This window comes from Croceivirga radicis (assembly GCF_002072105.2).
Classification (GTDB): Bacteria; Bacteroidota; Bacteroidia; order Flavobacteriales; family Flavobacteriaceae; genus Croceivirga; species Croceivirga radicis.
This window is the reverse complement of record NZ_MTBC01000005.1, coordinates 1-14,011: the sequence shown is the minus strand read 5'-3', so window position 1 is coordinate 14,011 and position 14,011 is coordinate 1. Positions and strand designations below refer to the sequence as shown.

Annotated in this window: 11 protein-coding genes; 4 read left to right on the top strand and 7 right to left on the bottom strand. The window is 35.7% G+C overall.

Annotation, left to right across the window (positions count from 1 at the left end):
- Positions 1–32: 32 nt before the first annotated feature.
- Positions 33–983, bottom strand: a complete 951-nt coding sequence (locus BUL40_RS08830; protein ID WP_080318964.1) for an NAD(P)H-dependent flavin oxidoreductase — start codon at positions 981–983, stop codon at positions 33–35.
- A 3-nt stretch (positions 984–986) separates the two neighbouring features.
- The gene (gene mnmA, locus BUL40_RS08825) at positions 987–2,189 is read right to left on the bottom strand and encodes a tRNA 2-thiouridine(34) synthase MnmA (protein ID WP_080318963.1); all 1,203 of its coding nucleotides are present in this window, start codon (positions 2,187–2,189) and stop codon (positions 987–989) included.
- A 167-nt stretch (positions 2,190–2,356) separates the two neighbouring features.
- On the opposite strand from mnmA, the gene BUL40_RS08820 reads away from it, so the two are divergent.
- Together BUL40_RS08820 and BUL40_RS08815 are read left to right on the top strand one after the other, a co-directional pair.
- On the top strand, positions 2,357–3,940 hold the full coding sequence (locus tag BUL40_RS08820) for a fasciclin domain-containing protein (RefSeq protein WP_080318962.1): 1,584 nt from the start codon (positions 2,357–2,359) through the stop codon (positions 3,938–3,940).
- Positions 3,941–4,193: 253 nt separating this feature from the next.
- On the top strand, positions 4,194–6,218 hold the full coding sequence (locus BUL40_RS08815; protein ID WP_080318961.1) for a fasciclin domain-containing protein: 2,025 nt from the start codon (positions 4,194–4,196) through the stop codon (positions 6,216–6,218).
- 291 nt (positions 6,219–6,509) lie between these two features.
- Here BUL40_RS08815 and yidC read toward each other — a convergent pair whose 3' ends face one another.
- The 3 genes from yidC to BUL40_RS08800 all read right to left on the bottom strand — a co-directional run bounded on the left by yidC (position 6,510) and on the right by BUL40_RS08800 (position 10,396).
- Positions 6,510–8,402, bottom strand: a complete 1,893-nt coding sequence (gene yidC / locus BUL40_RS08810) for a membrane protein insertase YidC (protein WP_080318960.1) — start codon at positions 8,400–8,402, stop codon at positions 6,510–6,512.
- Between the two features lie 63 nt (positions 8,403–8,465).
- Entirely contained in the window at positions 8,466–10,103 is a 1,638-nt protein-coding gene (locus tag BUL40_RS08805; protein ID WP_010519786.1) for a CTP synthase, read from the bottom strand.
- 56 nt (positions 10,104–10,159) lie between these two features.
- Entirely contained in the window at positions 10,160–10,396 is a 237-nt protein-coding gene (locus tag BUL40_RS08800) for a DUF3820 family protein (protein WP_010519787.1), read from the bottom strand.
- Positions 10,397–10,442: 46 nt separating this feature from the next.
- Between BUL40_RS08800 and BUL40_RS08795 the strand changes: the two genes are divergently transcribed.
- The gene (locus tag BUL40_RS08795) at positions 10,443–11,309 is read left to right on the top strand and encodes a hydroxypyruvate isomerase family protein (protein ID WP_080318959.1); all 867 of its coding nucleotides are present in this window, start codon (positions 10,443–10,445) and stop codon (positions 11,307–11,309) included.
- Positions 11,310–11,342: 33 nt separating this feature from the next.
- On the opposite strand, the gene BUL40_RS08790 is transcribed toward BUL40_RS08795, so the two are convergent.
- On the bottom strand, positions 11,343–12,506 hold the full coding sequence (locus BUL40_RS08790) for a THUMP domain-containing class I SAM-dependent RNA methyltransferase (RefSeq protein WP_080318958.1): 1,164 nt from the start codon (positions 12,504–12,506) through the stop codon (positions 11,343–11,345).
- Between the two features lie 61 nt (positions 12,507–12,567).
- Here BUL40_RS08790 and BUL40_RS08785 point away from each other — a divergent pair, with 61 nt between their 5' ends.
- Entirely contained in the window at positions 12,568–13,239 is a 672-nt protein-coding gene (locus BUL40_RS08785; protein WP_080318957.1) for a ZIP family metal transporter, read from the top strand.
- A gap of 16 nt (positions 13,240–13,255) precedes the next feature.
- Here BUL40_RS08785 and trhA read toward each other — a convergent pair whose 3' ends face one another.
- Positions 13,256–13,885, bottom strand: coding sequence for a PAQR family membrane homeostasis protein TrhA (trhA, locus tag BUL40_RS08780; protein WP_080318956.1), 630 nt, complete (start codon positions 13,883–13,885; stop codon positions 13,256–13,258).
- Between the last annotated feature and the right edge of the window lie 126 nt (positions 13,886–14,011).

Below are 14,011 nucleotides of genomic sequence, written 5' to 3'. Positions count from 1 at the left end.
CAAAGATATAAAAGCTAAGGTTTTAAGTTGCGTTAAGAAAAATCTAGTTTACCCATTCTCTTTTTAGCCTGGTTAAATTCGCTCAACAGCCGTTTCATTAAATCCGCAACTGGTATAATATCATCAATTAACCCGGCCACTTGCCCAATTTCTAGTTCACCCTCTTCTAAATCTCCTAAAAACATTCCTTTTTTGGCACGTGCCCTTCCTAATAACTGCACCAAATCTTCTTTAGTGGCACCATTCGCATAAGCTTGTTGTATAGCTTCAAAAAACTTATTCTTTAAGAGTCTTACGGGTGCTAATTCTTTTAAAGTTAATTGGGTGCTCCCTTCTTGTGCGGCAACTATTTGCTCTTTAAACGCCAAATGAGAAGAAGCTTCTTCTGTGGCAACAAAACGACTACCAATTTGTACTCCGGCTGCTCCCAGGCTCATGGCCGCCAAAATTTGGCTGCCTGTGGCAATACCACCTGCGGCAATTACGGGAATATCCAATTTGTTTACAACACTAGGTATTAACACCATGGTTGTTGTTTCATCTCTTCCGTTATGGCCGCCAGCCTCAAAACCCTCTGCAACCACAGCGTCTACTCCTGCTTCTTGTGCCTTAAGTGCAAATTTTAAACTACTTACTACGTGTACTACGGTAATTCCATGACTTTTTAAAAAGGCGGTATACGTTTTAGGATTACCTGCAGAAGTAAAAACAATTTTTACTTTTTCCGCTACAATTATATCCAAAATTTGCTGTAGATCAGGGTAAAGCATGGGTACGTTAACACCAAATGGCTTGGTGGTTTCCTGTTTACACTTTTTAATATGCGTTCTAAGTACCTCTGGGTACATACTCCCCGCACCTAAAAGCCCCAAACCACCAGCATTTGAAACAGCTGACGCTAATGTATGGCCACTAGCCCAAATCATCCCGCCTTGGATTATTGGATATTTAATTTTAAAAAGTTGGGTAATTGGGTTGGTCATTTTTTATGATATTACGCCAGAGCCTATTAATTCTTCTCCATGGTACCAAGCAACGAACTGACCTTCTGTTATAGCAGATTGTGGAACTTTAAAATCTACAAATAATCCGCCTGTTACCCTATATAAAGTGGCCTCTTGTAATGGCTGCCTATACCGTATTCTAGCACTTACGGTCATAGTCTCATCTATGGCTAGTTTTAAATCTTCTCTAACCCAATGCATTTCGGTCTCATTTACAAAAAGCGTATTTCTATAAAGACCTGGGTGATTTTTACCTTGTCCGGTATAAATTACGTTCTCCACCACATCCGTATCAACTACAAATAAGGGTTCTTTGGTTCCACCAACATCTAAACCTTTTCTTTGCCCAATAGTAAAATAATGAGCACCGTTATGTTCTCCTACAATTTTACCATCCGTTACAGAATAGTGTGGTTTTTTGGCCTTGAACATCAATTCTTCCTGTTTGGAAGTAAATTCAGGAACATTATTTTTATAATGTGCAGCTTCTTGTGGCACCTCTACAATTACACCTTTTTTAGGTTTCAATTTTTGTTGTAAAAAATCTGGCAGACGCACCTTTCCAATAAAGCAAAGACCTTGAGAGTCTTTTTTATCTGCGGTAATCAGATTATTGGCAGCCGCTATTTCTCGCACTTCAGGCTTGGTCAAATGTCCAATTGGAAAAAGGGTTTTTGCCAATTGCGACTGCGATAATTGACATAGAAAATAAGATTGGTCTTTATTGTTATCTATCCCTGCCAACAATTGATGTATTTCTTCCCCTTCATTATTTAAAAAGCTAGCTTTTCTGCAATAATGGCCGGTAGCAACATAATCTGCACCTAAATCCAAAGCTATCTTTAGGAAAACATCAAATTTTATTTCTCTATTGCACAGCACATCTGGATTGGGTGTTCTACCCATTTCGTATTCCTTGAACATATAATCTACAATACGTTCTTTATACTCCTTGCTTAAATCTACGGTCTGGAAAGGTATACCCAATTTATCTGCTACGATTAAGGCATCATTACTATCTTCTAACCATGGGCACTCATCAGAAATGGTAACGGAATCATCGTGCCAGTTTTTCATAAAAAGACCTATAACTTCATAACCTTGTTCCTTTAGTAAATAAGCAGTTACACTACTATCTACACCTCCAGAAAGGCCAACAACAACTTTCTTTTTAACATTACTCATAACACTGCAAAAATACGAACTAATTCTGTCGGTAGTTACATCTTAACTTTACATATAGGCTTAAGTTTAAAATTCTAGTAACAAAGAATTAAGACTGCGTTTAAACAAGGGTTACATAGCTATTTTACTTTTCCAACACTAGAATCCTATTCAATTATTCACGTAAAATGAGAACCCTACCAACCTATTTCAAATCTTTAATTTTAATTATTGTTTTCAGCATTTGTACCAATTGTAAGAAAGGTGATGATGGTCCAATTACAGAACAAGAAGATACTACTCAAAGTTCAGAAGAAAATACAAATCAAGAAGAAGCCAATGACGAACCTGATAATGAAACCACTGCGGTAAACCTACAAGAACTGATAGCCAATACGGAAGAACTAGAATTGTTAAATGAAGCTTTTACAGTTGCCAATTTAAATGATGTATTGAAAGACGAAAATCCACTGACGGTTTTTGCACCATCTAACGGGGCCATACAATTGTTGTTTGACTTTCTTGGTGAGTCCTATACATCTTTTTCTGATTTTGATAGCAGTGTGGAAAAACTAATTCTTCAAGATATTATAAAGTACCATATGGTAGCAGAAAACCTACCCACGACTAGTTTGGTCAGCGGTGATTATAATACGCTACAAAACGATCAGACCTTTTTATTGGCCCTGGATACTGAATCTTTTACAATTACAGATGCAACTACCACAGCCGCAAATAGTACTACAATGGATTTGGACGCTACCAACGGCACGCTTCATATCATAGATAAAATATTGATTTCTCAAGAAACAGCTGATTTATTGGCAGATATTGGAATTGATATCAACAACCCACCCAACGGAGAAGCTATCCCTACACTTAAAGAGTTTATCATCCAAAATGAATCGTTTTCTGTTCTCAAAGAAGCTCTGGAATTAACCAATTTGTTAGACACATTAGGAGAAGAAGGCCCATTTACCATTTTATTGCCTACTAATAATTCCATCGGTTTTTTATTAAGCTTGGCCGGTAACAATGAGTTATTAGAATTTGACACCACCGAAGAAATTGACCTTTTAAAAACTGTTTTGAGCTATCATATTTTAAATGGTATACACCCTGTTAACAGCTTAGAAGCAGGACAGCTTGAAACACTTTCGGGAGAAAACATAACAGTAACTTCTACCAAACAATTTTTTGATTTTACTGGAGAACCAGTGCATATTACAACCCCAGATATACCAGCCAGAAATGGTATTATACACCTAATAGACAGGATATTGATTCCCGAACAGGCAATACTACAATTAGTAGAAAATAGTGCTATCAACGACTTAGGAATTATGGATTATATAGGGGAAAATCCTGCTTTTGTAACAGCAATACTATTAGCTCAAGACCATATTGACCAGCTATTAAACACCGATCGGCCATTTACCCTCTTTATACCTGAGCATACCTCCTTAATTAATCGTTTGAAGCAGTTACCAACAATTAATAGTTTGCAGGATTTAAATTCTCCAGAAAATATTATGTTGCTGGCAGATGTTATTTCCTATCATCAAATTCCAAATCAAAAATTGAATATGGAATCGCTAGTTGAAGGGCTAGAATTAACCACGCAACAAGGAAACACAATAAAAGTTATAGAGCAAGGCGGACATAAATTTCTGGTTGATGTACATAACCACACATCTAAAATTTTGAATATAGACCTAGAAACAACTGATGCGAGTATTTTTTCAATAGAAACTGCCCTTATGCCCTATTAAAACATAAATGTAGTATTTACAGTTATTTTTACCAAAACCACTTTAAAAGTGGTTTTTTTATTTCCTTAACTCATTTTGTTAAACTTTTGCAAAAAACAATTAAACAAACGCAACCTTATTAAAAATGTTTAATCTTTATAAAAAATTAATCAACATTAATAGCAAAACATAAAACAATAAACCTATTATTTAAAACAAACTGCGTTTAGTTGTTGATTTTTATCATTAATTAATTAAACATAAAATTTAAGCTATGAAACATTTATTAAGATTGTCTAATGTCTTATTACTGGCATGTATGAGTCTCTTTGTTCTGTCTTGTGATGACGACGATGAAGGTAACCCACCAGATATGGAAGAAATGGGTACCAACATTGTAGTAACTGCACAAAACACTGAAGCATTAAGTTCCTTGGTTGCTGCATTATCCAAAGCAGACGAAAACGCAGATTCAGATTTAATTGGAACGTTGAGTGCAGATGGTTCGTTTACCGTTTTTGCGCCTACCAATGATGCCTTTACTGCACTATTAAACAGTCTAGACGGTTATGATTCTTTAGACGATTTTGATACGGAAGAAGAAAAAGCGCTTCTAGGTATGATTTTAAAGTACCATGTGGTAGCAGGTACTGCTGCCGCTTCAACTGATTTATCTGAAGGTCAAGAAATAACAACCGTACAGGGAGAAACGGTTACCGTTTCGTTATCAGGAGGGGTATTTATAAGTGATGCTACAGATACAGACGCAGAAGTGGTTATGGCCGATGTTGAAAACACCAATGGAATTGTACACGTTATTGATAAAGTACTATTACCACAAGCTGTTATAGATGCTTTAAATGGCGAAGAGGAAGCAATGGATGATTTAGTAGAAATTGTAGTTGCTACAGAGAGCCTTTCTAGCCTTGAGGCGGCCGTTTTAAAAGCAAACTTGGCAACTACCCTACAAGCAGATGGTCCATTTACCGTATTTGCACCTACAGAGGATGCTTTTGTTGCCTTATTAGATGTCCTTGGTGATGATTATAACTCCTTAGAGGATTTTGATACGGAAGCTGAGATAGCCTTATTAAGAGATATTCTTTTGTACCATGTTGTTCCTGCAGAAGTTCTTGCTGCAGATTTAGCTGCTGGTACAGTTGCCACAGCTTTAATGGACAATTCTATTGAAGTAATTGCTAGTGGAGAAACTTTTGTAATTGGTGACGCATCTGAAACTAATGCCAACATTACCGCTACTGATATCATGGCTACTAATGGCGTAGCACATACTATTGACAAGGTATTATTACCACAGTCTGCAATAGATTTTGTTGCTTCTCTTAACATGAAGAACATTGTAGAAATTGCACAAGAAACAGATGACCTAAGTTTATTGGTAGATGCATTAATTAAGGCTAACGCCGGTTTGGTAGATACCTTAAGTGGTGACGGACCTTTTACGGTATTTGCTCCAACTAATGCTGCCTTTGCTGCTCTATTAGAAGCCCTGGGAGACGATTATAATAGCTTAGAAGATTTTGATACAGAAGCCGAAATTGATTTATTGGTAGATATTTTAACTTACCATGTAGTTTCTGGTACTGCTGCATTTTCTACAGATTTAACAGATGGCCAAATGCTAAACACGGTTAGCGAAGATATGTTAACTGTAGATTTAACAGGAGGTGTATTTATTGCCGATGCAACAGATACTCCCGCTGCAGTTACTACCGCTGATGTAGAAGCTAGTAATGGAGTAGTTCACATAATAGACAAGGTATTATTACCACAGGCTGCGGTAGATTTTGTGGCTAGTCTACAGACACCTAACATTGTTGAACTAGCACAATCCGTGGATGATTTAAGCCTTTTGGTTGATGCACTAATACAAGCCGATGCTGGTTTGGTAGATGCGTTGAGTGGTGAGGGACCATTTACAGTATTTGCACCTACAAATGCTGCATTTGCTGCATTATTAGATTCTTTGGGAGATGCTTATAACAGTTTAGCAGATTTTGATACTCCTGAAGAAAAAGAACTTCTAGCAGGAATCCTTACCTATCATGTAGTATCTGGAGCTGCGGTAGCTAGTACTGATTTAACTAACGGACAAGTTATAACTACCTTACAAACCGAGACCATAACCGTAGACTTAAGTTCTGGCGTTCAACTTGATGATAAAACGGATACAAATGCAAATGTAACTGGAGCAGATAATGAAGCTAGCAATGGTATTGTACATATTGTGGACAAAGTACTATTGCCACAAGCCACTTTAGATGCTTTGCATAATTAATCCCCCAAGACCTTCTAAATTTTAGTAGGTAAAAAAGCCTCTCTGCAAAAACAGAGAGGCTCTTTAATTGCATTAAATTACCGTTTATCGGAGATACAACATGGACCTTTCTTTTACCATACAAAAAAGACCGTTTTACAACTATTAATTTGTAATTGCGTATAAGAAACGCATCTTTGGAGTCCTAAATCTTTCCAAACTATACCTATTACAATTGGAAAAAGTTTCCCCCTAATAAAAAAGGGGGAAGCTTTATAAAAGTTCCCCCCAGATATATCTTATAAATTTTGTTTAGCGTCCACGGCCAGATTTTTTCTGTGCTTCCGCTTCCTCCATCATTTCTCTCATCTTACGCTGAAAACGATTTTCCTTTTTAGGTTTTTTCTTGTTTTCTTGTATTTGAGCATGAATTTTGTCTTCATTAATAATATAGTTCTTTATAGCCAACATGATAAATATCGTAATCAGGTTAGATACAAAATAGTACAAACTTAAACCACTAGCATAATTATTAAAGAAGAATAACATCATAATTGGAGATAAGTACATGATGAACTTCATATTTGGCATACCAGGTTGTTGTTGCATCTGCATGGTTTGTCCCGTAGTTAAAGTCATATAAAAGAAAATTGCTACAGAAGCCAAAATTGGAAACAAACTTACGTGGTCTCCATAAAATGGTATGGTAAAAGGTAATTCAAATATAGTATCATATGAACTTAAATCTTCTGCCCATAAAAAAGACTTTTGTCTTAAAGCAAATGAAGTTGGGAAAAACATGAAAAGTGCATAGAAAATTGGTAACTGTAACAATGCAGGAACACAGCCGCTCATTGGGCTTACACCTGCTTTATTATACAGTTTCATGGTTTCCTGTTGCTTTTTCATTGCATTATCCTTGTACTTTTCGTTTAACTCAGTAATTTCTGGTTTTAACACCTTCATTTTAGCCTGAGACAAGTACGATTTATAAGTTACAGGAGACAATGCCAAACGCACCATGATAGTCATAACTATGATAGCAATTCCGTAAGGCAAGAAAGAACTTAAAAATCCGTAGAATGGGGTAAATACATAACGGTTGATCCAACCAAAAATTCCCCAACCAAAAGGAATAGATTCTACAAGGTTTAAGTCTTTATATTTATCAACCTTGTTATATGATTCAAATGTTTTAACATCCGTAGGACCATAATACCAATACATGCTTTGGTTTAACTCTCCTCCTTGTAAATTTAAAGAAGCTACAGTACTATAATCTTTGGTAAACTTAATGGTCTTACTCTCCTCTTCTACCAAGTTTTTAGAAACTAATTTGGCCGATTTAAAGTTTTGATCTGTTGCAAGAATAGAACTAAAGAAGTGTTGTCTGTAAGAAATCCACTTAATATCCTCTTCGGTTTCTTCATCTTCATCGCTACTTTCGCTTAGTTTACTAATTTTACCATCTTCGTGGTTATAAGTTAAACGGGTATACCTATTCTCGTATCGTACACTTTTACTGTGTCTAATTCCTTTTAAATCCCATTTAAGCTCTAGTGGTTTTGAACTATTAAACACCCCACTTAATCCTTGAGACCTAATGGTAAAGTCCACCAAATAATCATTTGGTTTTATCTCATATCTAAATTCCAAATACTGGTTATTAGATACTTTTGCCTTCATGGAAAGTACTTTATTTTCCCCACTATTGCTTAAACTAGGTTCAAAATACAAGTCTTGTGTATCTAAAACTCGATTATCGTTTGTGGTAAAATTCAACCCAAAATCCGCGTTACCGTCTTTTACCAAATAAACAGGAATGCTATCATAGGTTACAAAATCTTTCATTTTTGCCTCCTGTATCTGCCCTCCTTTATTAGAGATAACCAAAGAAATTACATTGTTTTCCAATAAGGTGGAACCTTCTTGTGTTTTGGTAAAACCAAATTCGCCTACAGCCTTTTTGTAGTTAGCCACAGCCGTAGAATCGTTTATATTTAAGGTTGGCTCTTTTGGTTTAGCATTGGCTTTAAGGTCAGCAGTTTGCTCTGCTTCTTGTTTGGCTGCTAACTGTTCTTGTTGTGCTTTTTGTGCGGCCAACTCTTCTTCAGACGGCTGTCTTAAATACATCCAGCCCAAAAGGATACCAAATATTAATACGAATCCGATAATAGACTTGATATCCAGTTTCTTCTCTTCCATGAAAATTACTTAGAATAAATTATTTAGTGCTCTAGCTAGCAAATATATGCCCAAAAAATACTTTTATGCCAAAGTGGCACTGCTTTCTTGTAGCTTTCTATTTAATACGGCCTTTACAAACCCAACAAATAAAGGATGTGGATTGGCCACGGTACTCTTATATTCTGGATGATATTGCACACCTACAAAGAAAGGATGGTCTTTTACTTCTACAATTTCTACCAAATTAGCCTTGGTATTATAGCCAGTGGCCAACATACCTTTTTGCTCCAAACTTTCTTTATACGCATTGTTAAATTCAAAACGATGCCTGTGGCGTTCCATAATAGTATCTGCTCCGTTGTACGCGGTACTAACTAAACTACCTTTTTCCAGTACACACTCCCAAGCACCCAAACGCATGGTACCTCCCTTTTCCGTAACAGATTTTTGTTCTTCCATTAAGTTGATGACAGGGTTTGGAGTATCTGGATTCATTTCTATGGAATTGGCATCTTTTAAACCCAATACGTTTCTAGCAAATTCAATTACTGCCATTTGCATTCCCAAACAAATTCCGAGAAAAGGAACTTTGTTCTCTCTAGCATATTGAACGGCTTTAATTTTACCTTCTATACCTCTTTCTCCAAAACCAGGCGCTACCAATACGCCATCTAATCCTTTAAGTTTTTTGCCTACGTTGTTAGGCTTTAAATACTCTGAGTGTATAAAACGAACATTAACCTTAACTTCATTTGCCGCGCCTGCATGTATAAATGCTTCTAAAATAGATTTATAAGAATCTTGTAATTCTACATACTTACCTATTAAACCTATTGTAACTTCATGTTTTGGATTCTTATGTCTATCCAAAAATTCTTTCCAGCGTTTTAAATCTGGTTCTGTGTTATCCGGCAATCCTAATTTCTTGAGCGTAACGGTATCCAGTCCTTGTTCTTGCATCAATAACGGAACATCATAGATGGTACTTGCGTCTATGGATTGTATTACCGCTTCTTTCTTAACGTTGCAGAAGAGGGCCAATTTTTCACGTTTTTCTTCAGAAATTTCATGCTCGGTCCTACAAACTAAAATATCAGCCTTTATACCACTTTCCATCAATGTTTTTACAGAATGTTGGGTAGGCTTGGTTTTTAATTCTCCTGCGGCGGCTAGGTAAGGAACCAATGTTAAATGTATAACTATAGCATTAAAATCACCAAGTTCCCATAGCAGTTGCCTAACAGATTCTATATATGGTAAAGATTCAATATCACCAACGGTACCTCCTATTTCGGTAATCACAATATCGTAATCACCGCTCTTTCCTAAAATCTGGATTCGGTCTTTAATCTCATTGGTAATATGTGGAACTACTTGTACGGTTTTACCCAGAAATTCGCCTCTACGCTCTTTTTCAATTACGCTTTGGTAAATTCTACCAGTGGTAACGTTGTTTGCCTGACTTGTATTAACGTTAAGAAAACGCTCATAATGCCCCAAATCTAAATCTGTTTCCGCCCCATCTTCTGTAACATAGCATTCACCATGCTCGTATGGGTTCAAGGTTCCCGGATCTACATTTATATAAGGGTCTAATTTTTGTATGGTGGTTTTATAGCCTCTAGCTTGTAATAGTTTAGCTAATGATGCTGCTATAATTCCTTTTCCTAAAGATGAAGTTACTCCTCCCGTAACAAAAATATACTTAGTCTCTGACATGTTCAAAATTCAACGTTACGGGGCGTAAAATTACAACAAACCAGTTAAAATTTGGGTCATTCTATCGGAAATTCTTTCTGTAATTTTTTAATCATAGGTTCCAAACCATCAGATTTTATATCTAACATGGTTTGCATATGTGCTCCTAATTTACCTGGCGGATAACCTTTCTGCCTGAACCATACCAAGTAAGCTATTGGCAAATCTACCAAATACCTCCCCTTGTATTTTCCAAAAGGCATTTTATAATGAACCAGCTCTAATAATTTTTGTTTATCGTGTAACATATACATTTCATATGAAAGTAGTATCTTTCTATGACAAATAACCACAATAATAATGAAACGACGCAATTTTATAGCAACTGCTGCAGCTGGAACCGCTGGTGCGGCCACAACTAGTTTATCCGCTCAAAGCATGGCATCTCCCAAAAAAGAATTTAAACTTAAAAATAATATCAACCACAGTGTAGCCCAATGGTGTTTTGCCTCTTATCCACTAGAGGAATTTTTAGCAATATTAAAAGACTTAGGAGTCAAAGGCATTGATTTAATTGGTCCTGACAATTTTACCTTGCTAAAAAAATACGATATTCATTGTGCCATGTGTAATGGGGCGGAACTAGGGCTTACAGACGGATTTAATGAACCAAAAAATCACGAACAGCTTATTAAAAACTATAAAGAAGTTATCCCTAAAGTAGCGGATGCCGGCTATACCAATTTAATTTGTTTTAGCGGAAACCGTAGAGGCATGGATGACTATGTTGGGCTACAAAACTGTTATGAAGGGCTTGCGCAGCTTATGCCGATAGCAGAAAAGCATGGGGTTGTTTTACAGATGGAATTATTTAACCAGATAAACCACCCAGATTATATGTGCGATAGTAGCCTTTGGGGTGTAGAGTTATGCCGAAGATTGGATAGTGACAATTTTAAGTTGTTGTATGATATTTACCATATGCAAATTCAAGAAGGAGATATTATAAATAGCATAAAACAATACCATCAATATTTTGGGCATTACCATACGGCTGGTGTGCCTGGCCGTAATGAGATAGACGAAACCCAGGAGCTATATTATCCTGCAATAATTAAAGCGATACACGAAACTGGGTTTGAAGGTTATGTTGCCCAAGAATTCATAGTTTCTTGGGAAGATAAAATTGCGGCTTTAAAAGATGCCTTGTTAAGGTGTGATATTTAAAAATAAAGGGCAACTGATCAGTTGCCCTTTTCTTTATTCTTTATTTTGATATTTCTGTTTTTTACTACCCTCGTACATTTCGTATCTAACCCATCTAGATTCTAGTTTACCATTAAACGTTTTAATTTTTCTTGATGGTCTAAGACCAACATGCTTTAGTGCTTCTAAATTTGCGGTAATCATCCAAGCATCAGTTCCTGGATAGTGCTGCTTTAACGTATCTCCTATTTTACCATAAAATGTCTCCATCTCTACATTTAGACGTTCCCCGTATGGTGGATTGCAAACTAGGTGTAATTTACCTTCCGTTGGCTTTTCCGTTCTAAAAAAATCTTTCCGTTCTATAGAGATATATTCATCTAAATTAGCATGTTCTACATTTGTTTGGGCCTTACGCACCGCGGATGGAGCTTTATCGTAACCTATAATCTTGTATCTAAATTCTCTTACCTTATTTAAACTGGAATCTACAATCTTTAAAAACAATTCTTCATCATAATCCAACCAATTTTTAAAAGCATATTGCTCCCTGTTTATATTTGCAGGAATATTACAGGCTATCATAGCTGCTTCTATAAGGAACGTTCCACTACCACACATGGGATCTAGTAAATTGGTAAGTCCGTCCCATCCACTTTGCAATAACAATCCGGCAGCCAATACTTCATTGATTGGGGCAATATTGGTTTCTACCTTATACCCTCTTTGATGCAAGGACGAACCAGAACTATCTAAGCTAACAGTACATTGATTTTCATAAATATGAATGTTTATTCTAACCGAAGCATTTTGGGAATCTACATTTGGCCGTTCTTTAACGTCCTGTCTAAAACGGTCTACCAATGCATCTTTCGCCTTTAAAGAAACAAACATAGAATTATTAAATAATTCTGTATTCATTGTAGTATCAAAAGCAAAGGTTTGAGAAACATCAAAAATAGAAGGCCAGTCTATACTGAAGAGTTCTCTGTAAAATTGTTTTTCATTGGAAATTCTAAATTCCTTTATGGGCTTATAAACCTTCAAGGCTGTTCGCAAACTTAAATTGGCTTTATACAAAAATCCAGTATCCCCTTCAAAAGTTACGTTTCTAACACCTTCCCTAACATTACTTGCACCTAGATTTCTCAACTCTTTTGCCAAGATAGGTTCAAACCCAAAAAGAGTCTTTGCTAACATCTTAAAATTACCACTCATATATATGCATTCATTTTTCCAAAAATAGGGTAATTTTGTACCTTACCTTTTGTTATTTTTAATGATTTATATTTTACCCGTATTAGCGGTTTTACTTAGCTTTATTATTATTAAGGTTTTTAATCCAAGAAAAACTTTATTTATTAACCTTTTACTCGCTTTTAGCGGGTCTTTCCTTTTATCACTAACCTTTTTTGAATTACTACCATCTGTATATACCAAAGCGAATAGCAAAACAATAGCGCTATTTATTCTGGCAGGTTTACTTTTACAAATATTTTTAGAATTCTTCTCTAAAGGTGCAGAACATGGGCACATGCATTTTTCTTTAGAAAAAAATAAATTTCCCGTTATCTTATTTATTAGTTTATCCATCCATGCTTTAGTAGAAGGAATGCCAATTACCAACGATAATAATATTTTACTGGGAGTTTTAGTACACAAGGTGCCAATTGCACTTATATTATCTATTTTTTTAATTAATTCAGAGCTAAAGAAAACTTTTATCTACTTGTTTATCCTACTTTTCGCAGTTATGACACCCCTTGGAAGTTACTTAGCAAGTTCTTCACCGTTCTTTTCAAATTATAAGACTTATTTACACGCGTTATCCATTGGTGTATTTTTACATATTGCAACCATAATTCTCTTTGAAAGTTCTAAAGGACATTCTTTTAACATGCAAAAATTGTTGGTAATCATATTGGGAATAACCACTGCCTACTTTATCTAAATTAAAATAGCAACTGTTACTTTAATACTACTTCCTTGTATATAAAATACCAATGACAAGCTGCACCCACTAAAACAAAAATATGCCAAATAAAATGGTTAAAAGGAATACGTTTATTAGCATAAAATAAAATACCCACTGTGTAGAAAATTCCCCCAATAGCTAAATAGGTAAAATCTGTAATTTCATTTTGAAGTATAAAATCAAAATCAATTACGACCAACCAACCCATTATTCCATAAAGTACCAAAGATATTACCTCATATTTACCGGTTAACCAAAGCTTTAAAATAGTTCCTATTATCGCAATTCCCCAAACCAATATTAAAAGTAGTAATCCTAAGGAAGGTTTTAAAATAGACAAACAAATTGGAGTATACGTTCCAGCAATTAAATAATAGATACTTATATGATCTAGTTTTCTAAGTTTAAACTTAATATCAGGATTATACACAGAATGGTATACTGTAGAAGCTGTAAAGAGCAGAACAAGGGAGATAGCATAAATAGTTAAAGGGAATAAGAGATTTTCCTTAGTGGTTGTGAGCAACCATATTGCTCCAACTAGCGATAACACAACACCTGTTCCATGTGAATAGGCGTTCCACAATTCTTCTGTTATTTCCTTACGCTGATTTACATTCATCCTTCAAAATTAAGCAGATTCAAGGCATAAAAAAACCCCTTTACGAATTGTAAAGGGGTTTGAAGGAGGCGGCGACCTACTCTCCCACCTGGTGTGGCAGTACCATCGGCGCTAACGGGCTTAACT